Consider the following 16,706-nt stretch of genomic DNA (forward strand, 5'->3'; position numbering starts at 1 on the left):
GGCGCGGCTTTCGTGGTCGCCTGCGGCCCGGCGGCCGCGCGTGCGTCGCTCACAGGAGCCCCCTCTCGGTGAGCAGCGCGTGGAGCTGCGCCGCGGACTCCTGCACGGTCTGGTTCTGGGACTCGATCCGCAGATCGGGGTTCTCGGGTGCCTCGTACGGGTCGTCGACGCCGGTGAGGCCGCTGATCTCGCCCGCGGCCTGCTTGGCGTAGAGGCCCTTCACGTCGCGGACGGAGCACACGTCCACGGGGGTGGCCACGTGCACCTCGACGAAGGCGGTGCCCTCGGCTCCGTGGCGCTTGCGGACCGCCTCGCGGCTGTCGTTGTACGGGGCGATGACCGGGACCAGGACCTTCACGCCGTGCGAGGCGAGCAGTTCGGCGACGAAGCCGATGCGCTGCACGTTGGTGTGCCGGTCCTCGCGGGTGAAGCCGAGGCCCGCCGAGAGGAACTCGCGGATCTCGTCGCCGTCGAGGATCTCGACGGCGTGGCCCTCGTCGCGGAGGCGGCCGGCCAGCTCGTACGCGATGGTGGTCTTCCCGGCGCTCGGCAGGCCGGTGAGCCAGATGGTGGCACCGGTCACGTGGTTCTCCTGGGGTGTCTGAGTGTCCGTCATCCGTGCAGCCCGCATTCGGTCTTGGCGCGTCCAGCCCAGCGTCCGGCGCGGGCGTCCTCGCCCTCCTCGACGCGGCGGGTGCAGGGGGCGCAGCCGACGGAGGCGTAGCCGTCCATGAGGAGCGGGTTGGTGAGGACACCGTGCTCCGTGACGTACGCGTCGACGTCGTCCTGCGTCCAGCGGGCGATGGGGGAGACCTTGACCTTCTGCCGCTTCTCGTCCCAGCCGACGACCGGGGTGTTCGCCCGGGTCGGGGACTCGTCGCGGCGCAGGCCGGTGGCCCACGCGCCGTACGCGGTGAGCCCCTCCTCCAGCGGCTTGACCTTGCGCAGCGCGCAGCACAGGTCGGGGTCGCGGTCGTGCAGCCTCGGACCGTACTCGGCGTCCTGCTCGGCCACGGTCTGACGCGGGGTCAGCGTGATGACGTTGACGTCCATCACGGCGTCCACGGCGTCACGGGTGCCGATGGTCTCCTCGAAGTGGTAGCCCGTGTCGAGGAAGACGACGTCCACGCCGGGGCGGACCCGGGAGGCGAGGTGCGCGACGACCGCGTCCTCCATGGAGGACGTGACGCAGAAGCGGTCGCCGAAGGTGTCCACGGCCCAGCGGAGGATCTCCAGCGCGGAGGCGTCCTCCAGATCACGGCCGGCCTGCTCGGCGAGTGCCTTCAGGTCGGCCGCGGTCGCGTCCTGAGTGATCGTCATATCTGTTCCCTCCCAGTGGTGTTGCCCGAAGTCGCCGGGGCGAGGAGCCCCAGGAACTTCAGCTGGAAGGCTCGACTGCACGCGGCGCATTCCCAGGCGCCGTGACCCTGCTCGTTGGGACGCAGGTCCTCGTCCCCGCAGTAGGGGCAGTGGAACGGTGCGGCTCGCTCGCTCACGACAGCGCCTCCTCGGAGGCGCGGGCCGCCCAGGTCGCGAAGCGCTCGCCGGTCTCGCGCTCCGCCTGGAAGCGCGTGAGGACCCGCTCCACGTAGTCCGGGAGCTCGGCGGCCGTGACCTTGAGGCCGCGGACCTTGCGGCCGAAACCGGCCTCCAGGCCGAGCGCGCCGCCCAGGTGCACCTGGTAGCCCTCGACGCGGTTGCCCTCGTCGTCCAGGACGAGCTGGCCCTTGAGACCGATGTCCGCCACCTGGATGCGGGCGCAGGCGTTCGGGCAGCCGTTGATGTTGATCGTCAGCGGCTCGTCGAACTCCGGGATGCGGCGCTCCAGCTCGTCGATGAGCGAGGAGCCGCGGCCCTTCGTCTCGACGATCGCGAGCTTGCAGAACTCGATGCCGGTGCAGGCCATCGTGCCGCGCCGGAACGGAGAGGGGGTGACGCGCAGGTCAAGCGCCTCCAGCGCCGAGACGATCGACTCGACCTGCGCCTCCTCGACGTCGAGGACGAGCATCTTCTGCTCGGCGGTGGTGCGGACCCGGCCGGAGCCGTGCGCCTCGGCGACCTCGGCGATCTTCGTCAGGGTGGCGCCGTCGACCCGGCCCACGCGGGGCGCGAAGCCCACGTAGAAGCGGCCGTCCTTCTGCTTGTGGACGCCGACGTGGTCGCGCCAGCGGCCCGCGGGCTGCTCGGGGGCGGGACCGTCCGTCAGCTTCCGCTTCAGGTACTCGTCCTCCAGGACCTGGCGGAACTTCTCCGGGCCCCAGTCGGCGACGAGGAACTTCAGGCGGGCGCGGTTGCGCAGCCGGCGGTAGCCGTAGTCGCGGAAGATCGAGATGACGCCCTCGTAGACGTCGGGGACCTCGTCGAGGGAGACCCAGGTGCCCAGGCGGACGCCGAGCTTCGGGTTGGTGGACAGACCACCGCCGACCCAGACGTCGAAACCGGGACCGTGCTCCGGGTGCTCCACGCCGACGAAGGCGATGTCGTTGATCTCGTGGGCCACGTCGAGCAGCGGCGAGCCGGAGACCGCGGACTTGAACTTGCGGGGCAGGTTGGAGAAGTCCTTGTTGCCGACGATCCGCCGCTGGATCTCGTCGATGGCGGGGGTGCCGTCGATGATCTCGTTCTCGGCGATGCCGGCCACGGGGGAGCCGAGGATGACGCGCGGGGTGTCGCCGCAGGCCTCGGTGGTGGACAGACCGACCGCCTCCAGTCGGTTCCAGATCTCGGGGACGTCCTCGATGCGGATCCAGTGGTACTGGACGTTCTGCCGGTCCGTGATGTCCGCGGTGCCGCGGGCGAACTCCTCGGAGATCTCGCCGATGACCCGGAGCTGCTCGGTGGTCAGCCGGCCGCCGTCGATGCGGACGCGGAGCATGAAGTACTCGTCGTCCAGCTCCTCCGGCTCCAGCACGCCCGTCTTGGTGCCGTCCAGACCCTGCTTGCGCTGGGTGTAGAGGCCCCACCAGCGCATGCGGCCGCGCAGGTCGTTGGGGTCGATGGAGTCGAAACCGCGCTTCGAGTAGATCGTCTCAATACGTGTCCGTACATTGAGACCGTCGTCGTCCTTCTTGAACTGCTCATTGCCGTTCAGGGGGGTGAAGTGCCCCACCGCCCACTGACCCTCGCCACGGTGGCGCCCGGCCTTGCGGCGGGCGGCGGCGGGAGTGGGGTTTTCCGGGGTGGCGGCCATGGCGTCTTGTCCTTCGGGACTGCGAGAGGGCGGCTCTGACCTGCACACTCGCGCTCAGGTCAGAGGGTGGCGCGTCAGTGCGCAGCAGGGTGGGGCAGAGTCGGGCTGTAAGGAGATCGCGGCGGTGCTGGTTCTCTCAGCGCGCCGGACAGATGGCGCTGGACATGCGGCCGAGGTCGACGTGCCGCCGACTCACCAAGGCAATTCCAGTTCCAGACATGACGGAAGCGTGTCACGGGACTTTGGACCCAGTCCAGCATCGTCCAGGATTCGGACATAGATGTCTCGATGGGCGAGACGGTGTGCTCCAGGTCACGCGAAAGGGGCCCCGGCCGGGACCCCTTCGCCGTGCGCGGTGCGTGGCTCGTGCGGGCCTCAGGCGTGCGCGCCGGGCCACGGGCCGGGGGTCTGCGACTCCTCGACCTCCTCCACCTTGGTGTCGAAGAGCCGGAACCCGCGCCGCTCGTAGTTGGCCATCGCGTGCGGGCCGTCGAGCGAGCAGGTGTGCAGCCAGACGCGCCGCGTGGCCTCCCGGTCCGGCCAGCGCTCGGCCAGGTCCCAGGCGCGCGCGGTGCCGAAGGAGAGGAGGTGACCGCCGATCCGGCGTCCCCGGAAGGCGGGGATCAGGCCGAAGTAGACGATCTCGACGACGCCGTCGGGCTGCGGGTCGAGCTCCACGTACCCGGCCGGCGTCCCCCGGTCGTACGCCACCCAGATCTCGGCCCCCGGCTTCTCGACGATCTCCTCCCACTGCTTGTACGTGAGCGGCAGACGGTCGTTCCAGCGGATGTCGCCACCGACCGCCGTATAGAGGAAGCGGCTGTACTCCGGCGAGGGGACCGCGGCCCGCGCGATCGTGATGTCGTCGCCCTCCGGGGCGGGCGAGGGACGGAGATCGGACGGCGAGGTCTGTTCGAGGGACCAGGTGGTGAGAGTGATGCGCATGGGTTCATCGCATCACGGCCGCGGACGGGGCGGCGAGCGGGGTCGGGGGGAGCGGGCCCGGGAGGTCTGACCACGGCTGTCCGAGGAGTGGGATTCCGGTTCCGCCGGGAGCGACGGGACCGGGCCCCGCGGGCCGCGGCCCGCGGGGCCCGGGGCTCCGGGCCCTACGCCTCCGCGGCCGGCCGGCCGGTCGCCTACGCCTCCGCGGCCGGCTGGGCTCCTACGCCTCCGGGCCGGCCGGGCGGTCGCCTACACCTCCGTGGCCGGCCGGGCGGCCCGTACCGCCGGGGCCGTCGAGTGGGGGAGCAGGTCCGCGGGGCGCTGCGGGCGCAGGACCTCCACCGCGACCTCCTCACGGAAGCGGTACGGGCGATGGGCCAGGACCCCTGCCAGGTTCCGCCGCACCCGGGACATCTCCGCCCGCACGGTCACCGTCCTCGTACGGTCCCCGAACACGTCGTCCGCCAGCTCCGCCGCCGTCCGCCCGTCCGGATGCAGCGCCAGGACGTAGAGGAGCTCCGCGTGCCGGGGGCTGAGCTCCTGCTGCCAGCTGCCCGCCACCCCCGAGACGGCCACCGTCCAGCGGCGCGGCCGGCTCAGGTCCAGCACCACCCGGCTCGCCTCCTGGGCACCCGGCTCCTCGGACCGCGCCTCCTCCTCGACCCGCAGCAGCCAGCCGCCCGGCAGGGGCTCCACCGCGCACACGCCCAGCGAGGGCAGCCAGACCCGCCCGGCCCGGAACGACTTGGGCAGCGCGATCCGGTCCACCGGCGCGAGCCCGGTCACCGCCGCCGTCCAGCCGTGCGCGTCCACCGCGACGGCCCGGCCGCCCACCCGGCACAGGATCGGCGCGGCCACCGCCCGCAGCCGCTCGACCGACCCCCGGTGCCGCTCCCGCATCTCGGCCTCGGCGAGCTGCGCCACCGAGCCGACCAGCGCCAGCATCGCCGGATGGAAGCTGGACGCGGGACCGCTCACGTCCAGGATCCCCAGGAGCCGCTGGTCGCGCGGATCGTGCACGGGGGCGGCGGCGCAGGTCCAGTTGTGCAGGGCCTGCACGTAGTGCTCGGCGGAGTGCACCTGCACGGCCCGGCCCATGGCGAGCGCCGTGCCGACCGCGTTCGTCCCGGTGGCGTGCTCGCTCCAGGCCGCGCCCTCCTCCAGGCAGATGGAGTGCGCCTGCCGCAGTACGGCGAGGTTCCCCTGGCGCCACAGCACCCGGCCGTACTCGTCGGTGACCACCATGATCTGGAGCGAGGCGTCGGCGATGCCGGCGAGCCCGCCGCTCAGCGTCTGCATCACCTCGGCGAGCAGTGTGGTCCGGCGCCGCTGCTCCAGCTCGTCGCGCTGCAGCAGCACGGTGCTCGTGCCCTGGTCCGGGTCGAGGCCGAGCCGGGCCATCCGCTGCCAGGACGCGTCGATCACCGGGCGGGGCGCGATGGGGGGCCTGCGGCCCGCCAGGGTCTCCTCGCGCACCCGGTGCAGCAGCCGGGTGGCCTGAGCGGCGTCCATGGCGGCCAGCCGCTTCATGTCGAGCTGCGTGTTCTTCATCGGTCTCTCCCAGCCACCCGGGGTGCTGTATCGGTTCTGCACAGGGCAGATGTCCGGGGTGTCGGTGCCCATCGTGCCGTCCGGGACCGCCCGGCGAGGCCCGGTTCGGGTAATCCTGCAACCCTTTGCAACTCTGGCGATCGACCGGGCCCTTGCGTGAGGGTGGTGCGAGCGGCGGGTGGTGCCGTGTCGGCGCAGCACCACCCCCGCTTTTCCGCGCGTACCGGCCTGACCGACACGAACACCCCTCAGGCTCACCCCTGGGTACGCGCGGCTCAGCTCCCACCGGCGGTCACACGCCGCGCCGCGCCGCAGAGCCTCGGCTCGACCCGTAGGCCGCCCCGCGCCCGCAGGGCCTCAGCTCAATCCGTACGCCGCCCCGCGCCCGCAGAGCCTCGGCTCCCACCGGTCGTTCAGACGTCGACCCGGGCCCGCTCCACCAGCGCCCGCAGGTCCAGCGTGTGCGGGAGGGTACCGAACGCCGCGCCCCCGTCCCCGCCGAGCCGCGCCGCGCAGAACGCGTCCGCCACCTCCGCCGGAGCCCACCGCACGAGGAGCGCGCCCTGGAGCACCAGCGCGATCCGCTCCGTCAGCCGCCGCGCCCGTGCCTCGACCCCCTCCAGGTCCGCGAGTTCGACGAGCACGCGCCGGATCGCCCGGTCGAGCCGGTGATCGGCGCCCCGCGCCGCCCCCACCTCCCGGAGCAGCGCGTCCAGCGCGGCGGGCTCGGTCCGCAGCGCCCGCACCACGTCCAGCGCCTGCACGTTCCCCGAGCCCTCCCAGACAGAGTTGAGCGGCGACTCCCGCAGCAGCCGGGGCATCCCCGACTCCTCCACGTACCCGTTGCCGCCCAGGCATTCGAGTGCCTCGGCCACCACTGGCACGCACCGCTTCGTCACCCAGTACTTCGCCGCCGGAACGGCGATACGGAGCAGGGCCGACTCCTCCGGAGTGCCGGCGTCGTACGCCGCCGCGAGCCGCATCGCCAGGACCGTCGCCGCCTCCGACTCCACGGCCAGATCGGCCAGGACGTTCCGCATCAGGGGCTTCTCGACGAGCGGCCCGCCGAAGGCCGAGCGGTACGAGGCGTGGTGCACGGCCTGCGCCACCGCCTGCCGCATCAGCGCCGCCGAACCGAGCGCGCAGTCGAGCCGGGTCGCCGCGACCATGCCCATGATGGTCCGGAGCCCGCGCCCCTCCTCGCCGACGCGGCGCGCCCAGGTCGTCCCGTCGAACTCCACCTCCGCGGAGGCGTTCGAACGGTTGCCCAGCTTGTCCTTGAGCCGCTGGATCGCGAACGCGTTGCGCGAGCCGTCCGCGAGCACCCGCGGCACCAGAAAGCACGTCAGCCCCGCCGGAGCCTGCGCGAGGACCAGGAAGGCGTCGGACATCGGCGCCGAACAGAACCACTTGTGCCCCGTCAGGACGTACTCGCCGTCGGCCGCGAGGGGGCGGGCCTCCGTCGTGTTCGTACGGACGTCGCTGCCGCCCTGCTTCTCCGTCATCGCCATGCCCAGCAGCACCCCGGGCTTCTCCGCGACCGGACGGAGCGCCCGCTCGTACACGTGCGAGAGGGCCGCGGGCTCCCAGACCGCCGCGAGCTCCGGCTCGGCGCGCAGCGCGGGCACGGCGGCGTGCGTCATCGACACGGGACAGCCGTGCCCCGCCTCCGCCTGCGAGGCCACCAGGAACCCGGCGGCGCGCCGCACATGACCACCCGGACGGCCCCACGCGTGCGTGAGCCCGGCCGACACGGACCGTCCGAGGAGCCTGTGCCAGGCCGGATGGAACTCGACCTCGTCGATCCGGTGCCCGTACCGGTCATGGGTCCGCAGCCGGGGCGGATGCGCGTTCGCCTGCTCACCCCACTCCCGTACCTGCGCCGAACCGGACGCCCGGCCGAGCAGGGCCAGGTCCTCGCGCGCCTCCTCCAGGAGGTCCGGGGCGAGGTGCCGTCCGACCGCCTCCGTCAGCGCCAGGTCGCTCGTGAAGACGTCGTACCCCACCAGGGGCGGAGCCTGGTTGGTCACGGTGTGGGTGCTCGCTGCCATGCCGATACGGTAAGCAGGTGCAGGCAGCAAGAGAAACACCCGATCGGCCCGAGCGTCGGCCCTGGAGCAGGCTCCACCGCGCGCGCGTCCTCTACCGCAACGTCTCGAAGCGGAAGATGGTCTGGCTGCTCCTCAAGGACACCGTCAACTCGTGCATCGAGTACCGGATCCTCGGACTCGCCGCCGAGGCCGCGTTCTTCACCCTGCTGTCCCTGCCGCCCCTGCTGCTCGGCCTGATCGCGGTCCTCGGCTACGCCGACGACTGGACCAACACCGACACCGTCGCCAGCATCCAGGAGAACATCCTCCACGCGGCCGGCACGGTCCTCTCCGACCGGGGCGTCCACGAGATCGCCAAACCCCTCCTCGACGACATCACCCAAGGCAAACGTCCCGACCTGATCTCGCTCGGGTTCGCCATCGCCCTCTGGTCGGGATCACGCGCGGTGAACGTCTTCATCGACACCATCACCGTCATGTACGGACTCGACGGCCACCGGGGCATCGTCAAGACCCGGCTCCTCGCCCTGCTGCTCTACATCGTGGCGCTGCTCCTCGGCGCCGTCGTGCTGCCGCTCGCGGTCGTCGGCCCCGACCGCGTCGTCGAACTCGTCCCCTGGGGCACCGAGGTGGTCGCCGTCCTCTACTGGCCGGCCGTCATCCTGCTCTCCATCGCCTTCCTCACCACGCTCTACCACGTGTCCGTGCCCGTGAGATCGCCGTGGATCGAGGACATCCCCGGCGCCCTCGTCGCGCTCGGGATGTGGGTCCTCGGCAGCTTCGTGCTGCGGATCTACCTGACCAGCCAGGTCGAGGGACCGACCATCTACGGCTCCCTCGCCGCCCCCATCGCGGTCCTCCTCTGGATCGGCATCTCGGCCTTCGCGGTCCTCGTCGGCGCCGCCGTGAACGCCGCCATCGACCGCGTCTGGCCCTCCGTCGCCACCGCCGCCGCCCGCGAGGCCAACGAACGGGCCCGCGCGGTCCAGGCCGCCGAACTCGTCGCCCGCGTGCGGGCCGAGGCGGAGGACGTCGACGAGGACGACCCCGACATGCCCTCGGAGTTCCCCGAGCGCTGGTCGAGGTTCCTCCCGCCGGACGACGTGAGGTCCCGCCTCCACTCCGGCTGGGAGAAGGACTGACATCCGTCTCGTCCCCGCGGGCTTAGGCTCGAAGGATGTACGCGGAGCGCCCCGCCCTGCTCGACGGAGCCGTGCTCTGGACCCGGACCGCCGCCGCCGGGCCCACGGCGCCGCGGCCCGTGCTGCCCGACGGCTGCATGGACCTGATCTGGGCCGACGGACACCTCCTCGTCGCCGGGCCCGACACACGCGCGTACGTGCCCGGCGAGTTCGCCGCACGGTACGCGGGCGTCCGCTTCGCCCCCGGCGACGCCCCCGCCTTCTTCGGCGTCCCCGCCCACGAGCTCCGCGACCGGCGCGTCCCCCTCGGCACGCTGTGGGGCGAGGCGCGGGCGCGGCGGCTCGGCGAGCGGATCACGGACGCCCCCGCCCCGGCCGCCGCCCTGGAGGAGCTCGTCCTGCGCAGGGCGGCCGACGTGCTCGCGCCCGACCCGCTGCTGCGGGCCGTCGTGGCCCGTCTCGCGGCCGGCCGGACGGTCGCCGACACGGCCGCGGAGGTCGGGCTCGGCGTCCGCCGCCTGCACCGGCGCTCCCTCGACGCCTTCGGCTACGGCCCCAAGACCCTCGCCCGCGTCCTGCGCCTCCAGCGCGCGCTCGCCCTGGTCCGGGCCGGAGTGCCGTACGCGGAGGCCGCCCTGCGCGCGGGCTGCGCCGACCAGGCCCACCTCGCCCGCGAGACCCGGGACCTGGCCGGCACGACCCTCGGGGCCTACGCGCTCTCGGCCGGAGTGTCGGCGAACAGCGAGACCCCGCTGCCGTCCGGGTCGAGGACCACCGCGTAACGCTGCCCCCACACGGCGTCCCAGGGCTTCAGATGCCCCCGGTGCCCGGCGGCGACCAGCTCCTCGTACACGGCGTTCACCTCCTCCGGCGTCCCGCAGCGGAAGGCGAGCTCGACCCGGTTTCCGCCCGACGGGCGCGTCCACCCCGGGTCGAAGGAGCGGACGACGTCCTCCGTGTCCCAGGCGATCCGCAGCCCGCCGGGCAGGGCCGCCTCCACATGTGGGGCGGACTCCGCCCCGGCCGGGACGTCCAGGCCGAGGCGCCGGTAGAAGGCGAGCGAGGCGGCCATGTCCGAGACGACGAGGCCGACGAGGTCGAAACGGGGAGTGATGCGCGGTGCTGTGTCCATGACCGCACGGTAGGCACGGGGTCCGCGGCCGGTCTTGTACGAATCGGACGCGGGCCCCGGCCCCCTCCCGCCCCGTCCGTCCCGGGGACTACGGTCGGGCCATGAGCACGCGCGCGTACGGACGGACGTCCTGGCCCTGGGCCGCGGCGGCCGTCCTGCTGTTCTGGCAGACCTGGTTCCTCTTCCACGTGTACGCCACCGAGAACTCGGCCGTGCGCTGGGACTGCGACTCCGAGGGCTGCGGCACGAACGACCTCGCGGGCCCGGCGATCCCCTTCGCGGTGATCTCGGCGACCGTCGCCACCGTGCTCGCCGCCCCCCGCCTGGGCGTCGGCGGCGCCGGTGTCGCCGCGCTCCTCGCCGCCTTCGGGCTCCTCGTGCGCCGGGAGGACGACCACGCGCTCCTCGCCGCGTACGGCCTCGCCGCGCTCGGCGTCGCGCTCGTCATGACGGGCGCGGTCCGGGCCGTGCGCCGCGGGCCCGCCGAGGAGCGGAACGCGCCCCCGCGCCCGCGTGCCCGCCCCGCGGTCCCCGCCCTGCTGCGCCTGCTCGTCGCACCGGCCACCCTGCTCGCCGCCGTCCCGGGAACCCTCGCCGTCACCGCGTTCGTGCTCGGCGCGCTCGACGGGCCGCGCTGGATCATGATGCTCGGTCTCAACGGCACCGCCGCCCTGCTCGTCGCGCTCGGCCTGGCGCGGCTGAACCACCGCCCCGGCGTGGCCGTGGGCCCCGTCCCCGGCGAGCGGGCCGCCCACGCGCCCGCCCTCCTCAACGCCCTCACCACCCGGGGGACCGCCTTCGTCTTCGACCTGACCGTCCGGCCCGAGCGGGGAGCCCCGTACCGGATCGAGGTCGAGCACCCGCTCGACCTCCAGGACGTCCGCGTCCACCGCGCGGCCCTCGTCCGCCACGACCCCCGCCGCCCCTGGCTGGTCGACCTGCCGCAGGACCCGCCGCCCGCCGCACTGGCCCGCGCCCGCGCCGCCACCGGGCCCCCGGCCCCCGCCCGCCGCCTCTGGTCCCCACCCCCGGGCGCCCCGGCCGTGCTGGTCACCGGGGCACTCACGGCGGTCCTCGTGACCCTGCTCGGCGTGGCCTGAACCCAGCGGTCGATCGAGGCCCGAATAAATCCGTGGCGCGTGCCGGACCGCTCCCGCTACGGTGCTCCCCGTACGCAGGATCGCGAGAAGACGCGATCGCGAAAGACACAGGAGGTGTGACTGATGGCTGTCGTCACGAAGGGCCTCGCCCACACGCGGATGTTCATCCACACCACCTCCGCGGCCACCGGCTGACCTCACTCTTCCGTCTTTCAGCGCCGGGGCCGCCCCTGTGAAGGGTCCCCCTTGTCTTTCCCGCTTTCCTCCGTCTCCACCTCCTCTTCGCTCGACGCCCACGGCTGGGACTCCGGCTGGGCCGCCTCGTTCGCGCCCTACGCCGCCCAGGGACTCGTTCCCGGGCGGGTCATCCGCGTCGACCGGGGCCAGTGCGACGTCGCCACCGCCGAAGGCGTCATCCGCGCCGACACGGCGTTCGTGACCCCGCACGACCCGCTGCGGGTCGTCTGCACCGGCGACTGGGCCGCCGTCGACCCGGCGGACGCCGGCGACCCCCGGTACGTACGGACCTGCCTGCCGCGCCGTACCGCCTTCGCCCGCTCCACCTCCTCCAAGCGGTCCGAAGGGCAGATCCTCGCCGCCAACGTCGACCACGTCGTCATCACGGTCTCGCTCGCCGTCGAGCTCGACCTCGGCCGGATCGAACGCTTCCTCGCCCTGGCCTGGGAGTCCGGTGCCCAGCCGACGGTCGTCCTCAGCAAGGCCGACCTCGTGCCCGACCCGGTCGGACTCTCCTACCTCGTCGAGGACGTGGAGACCGTCGCGCCCGGCGTGCAGGTGCTGCCCGTCAGCTCCGCCACCGGAGAAGGGCTCGACGTGCTCTCCGCGACCGTCGCGGGCGGCACGACCGTGCTGCTCGGCGCCTCCGGCGCCGGCAAGTCGACCCTCGCCAACGCGCTGGTCGGCGAGGACGTGATGGACGTCCAGGCCGCCCGTGACGTCGACGGCAAGGGCCGCCACACGACCACCACCCGCAACCTCTTCGTCCTGCCGGGCGGGGGCGTCCTCATCGACACCCCCGGACTGCGCGGCGTCGGGCTCTGGGACGCCGAGGCCGGCGTCGGCCAGGTCTTCTCCGAGATCGAGGAGCTGGCCGCGGACTGCCGGTTCCACGACTGCGCCCACGAGTCCGAGCCGGGCTGCGCCGTGGCGGCCGCCATCGAGGACGGCTCGCTGTCCGTGCGCCGCCTGGAGAGCTACCACAAGCTGATCCGCGAGAACCGGCGGATCGTGGCCAAGACCGACGCCCGGGTCCGCAACGAGATGCTCAAGGAGTGGAAGCGCATGGGACGGGAGGGCCGCACGGCCATGGAGATCAAGCGCGGCGGCCGGGCCCGGTAGGCCCCGTCCTGTGCCGTCGGACCGCCGTCCCGCCCGCGAACGTGGTGTCCGAAAACCGCGAGCCGGGTCGGGACGGCTCCCGCACACTGGGAGCCATGAGGGACGACGACACCCGCTACGAGGCGGTCAGCAGCAGGGACGCGCGGTTCGACGGAGAGTTCTTCTTCGCCGTCCGCACCACCGGCATCTACTGCCGGCCCAGCTGCCCCGCCGTCACCCCCAAACGGCAGAACGTCGCCTTCTACCCGACGGCCGCCGCCGCCCAGGGCCACGGCTTCCGCGCCTGCCGCCGCTGCCGGCCCGACGCGGTGCCCGGCTCCGCCGAATGGAACGTACGGGCCGATGTCGTCGGGCGCGCCATGCGGATGATCGGCGACGGCGTCGTCGACCGCGAGGGCGTGCCCGGGCTCGCCGGACGGCTCGGCTACAGCACCCGGCAGGTGCAGCGCCAGCTCACCGCCGAGCTGGGCGCCGGGCCCGTCGCGCTCGCCCGCGCCCAGCGGGCGCACACCGCGCGGCTGCTCCTCCAGACCACGGGGCTGCCCGTCACCGAGATCGCCTTCGCGGCCGGATTCGCCAGCGTCCGCCAGTTCAACGAGACGATCCGCGCCGTCTACGCCCGCACCCCCACCGCCCTGCGCTCCGAAGCCGGCAGCGGTGCGGGAGCCCGCACCGCGCTCGCCGCCGGGGTGCCGCTGCGGCTCGCGCACCGGGGCCCGTACGCGGCCGGCGAGGTCTTCGACCTGCTCGCCGCCGAGTCCGTGCCCCGGGTCGAGGAGGTCGTCGGCGCCCCCGGCGCCCGCACCTACCGGCGCACGCTCCGCCTCCCGTACGGCACCGGTGTCGTCTCCGTCGACGAGCGCTCCGGCGGGCGCTGGCTGGAGGCCCGGATCCACCTCACCGAGCTCCGCGACCTGACCACCGCCGTGCACCGGCTGCGCCGGCTCTTCGACCTCGACGCCGACCCGTACGCGGTCGCCGAGCGCCTCGGGGCCGCCCCCGGGCTCGCCGCCGAGGTGGCCGCCCGGCCCGGCGTGCGCTCCCCGGGCACGGCCGAGCCCGAGGAGTTCGCGCTGCGGACGGTCCTCGGCGCCGAGGAGTCGGCCCGGCTCGTCGAGCGGTACGGCACCCCGCTGGCCACCGCCTGCGGCACCCTCACCCATGTCTTCCCCGAGCCCGCCGCCCTCACCGGCCATCCCGTCGCCGGGCCGCTGGCCACGGCCCTCGCCTACGGAGCCGTACGCCTCGATCCCGGCGCCGACCGGGACGAGGCCGAGCGCGCGCTGCTCGCCGTCCCCGGTGTGACCGCCGAGGCCGCCGCGGTGATCCGGATGCGGGCCCTCGGTGACCCGGACGTACCCCCGGCGGACGTCCCGGGGACGGAGGAGTGGCGCCCGTGGCGTTCCTACGCCGCCCGCTACCTCGGCTCGGCGCCCGCGGCGGGGTAGTCGTCGAGCCCCCAGCTGTGGATCCGGCGCGGATGGATCCGGATGACCTCCGGGCTGAAGTGCGGGCCCAGCTCGTGCGGGCCGACGAGCAGTTCCGCCTCGCCGCGGATCTCGACGCCCCGCACCCGCCAGGGGCGGACGCTCGCGAGGTCGTCGACGACCAGCGCCACCTTCGGGTTCCGCCGGAGGTTGCGCCACTTCTTCGTCTCGCCCATGCGGAGCCCGCCCACCAGGACGGTGCCGTCCTCCTGCGGGAAGAACCCCACCGGATTGGCCTGCGGCTGCCCGGACGGGTCGACGGTCGCCATCCGGCCGAGCTTGCGGCCCTCCGTGAGGTAGGCGGTCTCGGCCGCGCTGAAGCCCTCGAAGTCCCTCATGCCTCCAGGATCGCGCGGCTCCGCTCCCGGCGGATCGGTCCGGGGACGGGTCCGGACCGGGACCTCGGACGTAGGCGCGTCTCGGGCCTGGAGGTGGCTCGTCCCCGGGGGTGTCCCGTCCCCGGCGGGTGCTCCGTGCCTCGGGGCGTGTCCCGCCCCTAGCCCCAGATCACCGCGCCCGCCCACGCCCCCACGATCAGCAGGCAGGCGAAGAGTTCGACCAGGACGCTCGTGCCCGCCGCCCGCATCACGGCCCGGGTCGCCGCCCTCGCCTGGCCGTGGCCGCCCAGGCGGAGACGTTCCGAGAGGTAGATCCCGCCGACGAAGCCGGGGATCGCGCCGACCACCGGGATCAGGACGAAGCCCAGGACGGCGCCCACGCCCGCGTACGTCACCATCCGCCGGGTGATGCCCACGCCACGGAAGCGGCGCGGCGGCAACTGCCAGACGATCACCTGGGTGAGGAGCAGCAGGCCGGTCGACGAGGCCAGCAGGATCCAGGCCTGGTCCGTCCGCTCGTGCAGCGCCCACCAGAGCATCGCCGCCCACACCAGCCACGTCCCCGGCACGCCGGGCGCGAGCACCCCGAACAGACCGAGCAGCATCACCGTCGCGATCATCAGGAGCTGCCACACACCCACGCTGCCCAGCGTGCACGATGCCCCGGATTCCCGCAGGTCGCGCGGGGCGTACGGGGTACGCGTCAGGACGCCAGGGGCAGGGCGGCGACGACGAGGTTGCGCTCCTTGCGGCTGATCAACGGGAAGATGATCTTCAGGCCGGTCTCGCTGTACGGCGAGGAGAGGACGAACGAGGAGTTCAGGATCCGCTCCTTGACCGCTGAGCGGGACAGACCGTCGCGCGGAATCGTCAGGGTGTGCTCGACCGGCTTCGCGAACACCGGATCCGCCCGGAAGACGAAGAGACGGCGATCGGTCATGGCCAGGTACATCGGGACCGGCGTCGGTATCACCGCCATCGCGCCACCGCTGAGAACGGCCGACGCCACGCCGAACGCGGCGGTCCGGCGCACGGAGACCGTGTTCAGGCCGACGACGCACGTCACCTCCACCCGCTCACCGGGCTCCAGCATCGGGGTCACGGTGGCCAGCAGGGCACGACGGCGTCGTCCGTTCATGGGGCGGAACTCCTGGGGATGAGGTGCAAGCGGAATCAGCCGCTCACCCTCCCATGCGCCCCCGCGTCAGCCGCGGGCGACCCAGCCCTTCTCGTACGCGTGCCAGCCCAGCTGCAGCCGGGTCGTCACCCCGGTCAGCTCCATCAGGCCCTTCACCCGCCGCTGTACGGTCCGCAGCCCCAGGTCCAGCTGCTTGGCCACGCTCGCGTCCGTCATCCCGGCGAGCAGCAGCGACAGGATCTCCAGGTCCATCACGTCCGGGCCCGGCGCCTCGTCCTCGGTGATCTGCGCGCCGGCCCCGAGCCGCAGCGGCAGCGCCTCCCGCCACACCGACTCGAAGAGGCCCATCAGCGATTCGAGGAGACCGCTCGCGTGGACGACGATCGCCGCGGGCTCGGCGCCCCGCCCGGTCAGCGGGACCATGGCCAGCGACCGGTCGGCGACGACCAGCTTCGTGGGGACCCGGTCGGCGACCCGGATCCGCTCCTCACGGCTGAGCGCCGCCGACAGTTCGAGCAGCCCGCTCGGCAGGGTGAGCACCTCGCGCTCGATCACCACCCGGTAGCGGACCCCGCGCCCCGCCGCCTGCTCCTCGGCGTCGTTCTCCATGCCGGAGACCGCGATCGGCTTGCCCGTGACCAGGGCGCAGACCTCCTCCTGGGCGCCCAGCTGGAGCTGGAGGAAGCGGTGGGTCACCGCGCTCGCGCCGGTCACCACCTCCACCAGGTCGTGCACGGCCGCCTCCGCGGCCTCCGCCCGGTACTCCTCGGCGAGCAGCTTGGCCGTCAGCTCGGCCTGCTCCAGCTCGTGGCGCTGCTGGGTGAGGAGCGCGCCCAGCGCGACGCCGGGCGGCGCCGCGACCCACCGGCCGGTGCGGGCCGACGACTGGGCTGCGAGCCCCTGCGACTCCAGGCGGCGCAGCGCCCGCTCGGTGTCCTGCTCGGGCAGGGCGAGCCGGTGCGCGAGATCGGTGACCTCGGCCGCGCCCAGCGCGACCAGGGCGCGGTACGCGGACTCCTGGCGCTCGTCGAGACCTATCGCTCCCAGCATGGATGCCCCACCCCTCGCCGTACCTCCGGCGGGCGTCCCGGATCTTTCGGGGACGTTCACCGGAGGCATTCGTTCCGTTGGTGACCTGGCGGGAAACGGCCACGGCGTATTCCCGCCTCACCCATCATCCCTGTACCGCCCTCACCTCTGCCAATGTGGCGCCACCGCAGCACCAACAGCCTCCGGCGAAGGGCGCCTTGTGCCCTTTTTCCGGATTCAGATG

18 protein-coding genes are annotated in these 16,706 nt (G+C 73.5%); 5 read left to right on the forward strand and 13 right to left on the reverse strand.

Features of this window, described 5'->3' with window-relative positions; all coding sequences use genetic code 11:
* Nucleotides 1-49: 49 nt before the first annotated feature.
* From cysC to ACN9MM_RS30305, 8 genes are all read right to left on the reverse strand, one after another.
* Complete coding sequence (gene cysC, locus ACN9MM_RS30270; RefSeq protein ID WP_426366887.1) at nucleotides 50-616, reverse strand: adenylyl-sulfate kinase; 567 nt, start codon at nucleotides 614-616, stop codon at nucleotides 50-52.
* Complete coding sequence (locus ACN9MM_RS30275) at nucleotides 613-1,320, reverse strand: phosphoadenylyl-sulfate reductase (RefSeq protein WP_426366888.1); 708 nt, start codon at nucleotides 1,318-1,320, stop codon at nucleotides 613-615. Before ACN9MM_RS30275 ends, cysC begins: the two co-directional genes overlap by 4 nt.
* Nucleotides 1,317-1,496: a hypothetical protein gene (locus ACN9MM_RS30280; protein ID WP_426366889.1), complete on the reverse strand. Its 180-nt coding sequence runs from the start codon at nucleotides 1,494-1,496 to the stop codon at nucleotides 1,317-1,319. The genes ACN9MM_RS30275 and ACN9MM_RS30280 overlap by 4 nt, the downstream gene beginning before the upstream one ends.
* Complete coding sequence (locus ACN9MM_RS30285; protein ID WP_426366890.1) at nucleotides 1,493-3,190, reverse strand: nitrite/sulfite reductase; 1,698 nt, start codon at nucleotides 3,188-3,190, stop codon at nucleotides 1,493-1,495. The genes ACN9MM_RS30280 and ACN9MM_RS30285 overlap by 4 nt, the downstream gene beginning before the upstream one ends.
* Nucleotides 3,191-3,326: 136 nt before the next feature.
* A complete protein-coding gene (locus tag ACN9MM_RS30290; protein ID WP_310591794.1) occupies nucleotides 3,327-3,410 on the reverse strand; it encodes a putative leader peptide in 84 nt (27 codons plus the stop codon).
* A gap of 155 nt (nucleotides 3,411-3,565) precedes the next feature.
* A complete protein-coding gene (locus ACN9MM_RS30295; protein WP_382866621.1) occupies nucleotides 3,566-4,135 on the reverse strand; it encodes a GNAT family N-acetyltransferase in 570 nt (189 codons plus the stop codon).
* Nucleotides 4,136-4,384: 249 nt separating this feature from the next.
* Complete coding sequence (locus tag ACN9MM_RS30300; RefSeq protein WP_426366891.1) at nucleotides 4,385-5,686, reverse strand: GAF domain-containing protein; 1,302 nt, start codon at nucleotides 5,684-5,686, stop codon at nucleotides 4,385-4,387.
* A 413-nt stretch (nucleotides 5,687-6,099) separates the two neighbouring features.
* Nucleotides 6,100-7,737, reverse strand: coding sequence for an acyl-CoA dehydrogenase family protein (locus ACN9MM_RS30305; RefSeq protein WP_426366892.1), 1,638 nt, complete (start codon nucleotides 7,735-7,737; stop codon nucleotides 6,100-6,102).
* A gap of 17 nt (nucleotides 7,738-7,754) precedes the next feature.
* Here ACN9MM_RS30305 and ACN9MM_RS30310 point away from each other — a divergent pair, with 17 nt between their 5' ends.
* Together ACN9MM_RS30310 and ACN9MM_RS30315 are read left to right on the forward strand one after the other, a co-directional pair.
* The gene (locus tag ACN9MM_RS30310) at nucleotides 7,755-8,879 is read left to right on the forward strand and encodes a YihY/virulence factor BrkB family protein (protein ID WP_426366893.1); all 1,125 of its coding nucleotides are present in this window, start codon (nucleotides 7,755-7,757) and stop codon (nucleotides 8,877-8,879) included.
* Between the two features lie 35 nt (nucleotides 8,880-8,914).
* Entirely contained in the window at nucleotides 8,915-9,661 is a 747-nt protein-coding gene (locus ACN9MM_RS30315; RefSeq protein ID WP_426366894.1) for a DUF6597 domain-containing transcriptional factor, read from the forward strand.
* Here the strand turns inward: ACN9MM_RS30315 and ACN9MM_RS30320 are convergent.
* A complete protein-coding gene (locus ACN9MM_RS30320; RefSeq protein WP_426366895.1) occupies nucleotides 9,589-10,011 on the reverse strand; it encodes a VOC family protein in 423 nt (140 codons plus the stop codon). The genes ACN9MM_RS30315 and ACN9MM_RS30320 overlap by 73 nt on opposite strands.
* Before the next feature lie 101 nt (nucleotides 10,012-10,112).
* On the opposite strand from ACN9MM_RS30320, the gene ACN9MM_RS30325 reads away from it, so the two are divergent.
* From ACN9MM_RS30325 to ACN9MM_RS30335, 3 genes are all read left to right on the forward strand, one after another.
* The gene (locus ACN9MM_RS30325) at nucleotides 10,113-11,111 is read left to right on the forward strand and encodes a hypothetical protein (protein ID WP_426366896.1); all 999 of its coding nucleotides are present in this window, start codon (nucleotides 10,113-10,115) and stop codon (nucleotides 11,109-11,111) included.
* A 246-nt stretch (nucleotides 11,112-11,357) separates the two neighbouring features.
* The gene (gene rsgA / locus ACN9MM_RS30330; protein WP_426366897.1) at nucleotides 11,358-12,470 is read left to right on the forward strand and encodes a ribosome small subunit-dependent GTPase A; all 1,113 of its coding nucleotides are present in this window, start codon (nucleotides 11,358-11,360) and stop codon (nucleotides 12,468-12,470) included.
* A 95-nt stretch (nucleotides 12,471-12,565) separates the two neighbouring features.
* Complete coding sequence (locus tag ACN9MM_RS30335) at nucleotides 12,566-13,918, forward strand: DNA-3-methyladenine glycosylase 2 family protein (protein WP_426366898.1); 1,353 nt, start codon at nucleotides 12,566-12,568, stop codon at nucleotides 13,916-13,918.
* Here the strand turns inward: ACN9MM_RS30335 and ACN9MM_RS30340 are convergent.
* The 4 genes from ACN9MM_RS30340 to ACN9MM_RS30355 form a co-directional block, all read right to left on the reverse strand.
* Nucleotides 13,888-14,295, reverse strand: coding sequence for a PPOX class F420-dependent oxidoreductase (locus tag ACN9MM_RS30340; protein WP_426366899.1), 408 nt, complete (start codon nucleotides 14,293-14,295; stop codon nucleotides 13,888-13,890). The two genes, ACN9MM_RS30335 and ACN9MM_RS30340, sit on opposite strands and share 31 nt — an antisense overlap.
* 158 nt (nucleotides 14,296-14,453) lie before the next feature.
* A complete protein-coding gene (locus ACN9MM_RS30345; RefSeq protein WP_426366900.1) occupies nucleotides 14,454-14,936 on the reverse strand; it encodes a DUF456 domain-containing protein in 483 nt (160 codons plus the stop codon).
* A 62-nt stretch (nucleotides 14,937-14,998) separates the two neighbouring features.
* Nucleotides 14,999-15,433 carry a hypothetical protein gene (locus ACN9MM_RS30350; protein WP_426366901.1) on the reverse strand — a complete coding sequence of 145 codons (435 nt, stop codon included), beginning with the start codon at nucleotides 15,431-15,433 and terminating at the stop codon, nucleotides 14,999-15,001.
* 66 nt (nucleotides 15,434-15,499) lie between these two features.
* Nucleotides 15,500-16,483, reverse strand: coding sequence for a helix-turn-helix domain-containing protein (locus ACN9MM_RS30355; RefSeq protein WP_426366902.1), 984 nt, complete (start codon nucleotides 16,481-16,483; stop codon nucleotides 15,500-15,502).
* Nucleotides 16,484-16,706: the final 223 nt, after the last annotated feature.

The sequence above is a fragment of the Streptomyces sp. E-08 genome (assembly GCF_049913095.1).
Classification (GTDB): Bacteria; Actinomycetota; Actinomycetes; order Streptomycetales; family Streptomycetaceae; genus Streptomyces.

Bases quoted from the DNA above. Each gene is read 5' to 3' on its own strand.
- ACN9MM_RS30335 (WP_426366898.1), top strand. From the start codon at position 12,566: ATGAGGGACGACGACACCCGCTACGAGGCGGTCAGCAGCAGGGACGCG.
- ACN9MM_RS30350 (WP_426366901.1), bottom strand. From the start codon at position 15,433: ATGAACGGACGACGCCGTCGTGCCCTGCTGGCCACCGTGACCCCGATG.
- ACN9MM_RS30275 (WP_426366888.1), bottom strand. From the start codon at position 1,320: ATGACGATCACTCAGGACGCGACCGCGGCCGACCTGAAGGCACTCGCC.
- ACN9MM_RS30320 (WP_426366895.1), bottom strand. From the start codon at position 10,011: ATGGACACAGCACCGCGCATCACTCCCCGTTTCGACCTCGTCGGCCTC.
- ACN9MM_RS30285 (WP_426366890.1), bottom strand. From the start codon at position 3,190: ATGGCCGCCACCCCGGAAAACCCCACTCCCGCCGCCGCCCGCCGCAAG.
- ACN9MM_RS30305 (WP_426366892.1), bottom strand. From the start codon at position 7,737: ATGGCAGCGAGCACCCACACCGTGACCAACCAGGCTCCGCCCCTGGTG.
- cysC (WP_426366887.1), bottom strand. From the start codon at position 616: ATGACGGACACTCAGACACCCCAGGAGAACCACGTGACCGGTGCCACC.
- ACN9MM_RS30315 (WP_426366894.1), top strand. From the start codon at position 8,915: ATGTACGCGGAGCGCCCCGCCCTGCTCGACGGAGCCGTGCTCTGGACC.
- ACN9MM_RS30295 (WP_382866621.1), bottom strand. From the start codon at position 4,135: ATGCGCATCACTCTCACCACCTGGTCCCTCGAACAGACCTCGCCGTCC.
- ACN9MM_RS30325 (WP_426366896.1), top strand. From the start codon at position 10,113: ATGAGCACGCGCGCGTACGGACGGACGTCCTGGCCCTGGGCCGCGGCG.
- ACN9MM_RS30300 (WP_426366891.1), bottom strand. From the start codon at position 5,686: ATGAAGAACACGCAGCTCGACATGAAGCGGCTGGCCGCCATGGACGCC.
- ACN9MM_RS30290 (WP_310591794.1), bottom strand. From the start codon at position 3,410: ATGTCTGGAACTGGAATTGCCTTGGTGAGTCGGCGGCACGTCGACCTC.
- ACN9MM_RS30355 (WP_426366902.1), bottom strand. From the start codon at position 16,483: ATGCTGGGAGCGATAGGTCTCGACGAGCGCCAGGAGTCCGCGTACCGC.
- ACN9MM_RS30340 (WP_426366899.1), bottom strand. From the start codon at position 14,295: ATGAGGGACTTCGAGGGCTTCAGCGCGGCCGAGACCGCCTACCTCACG.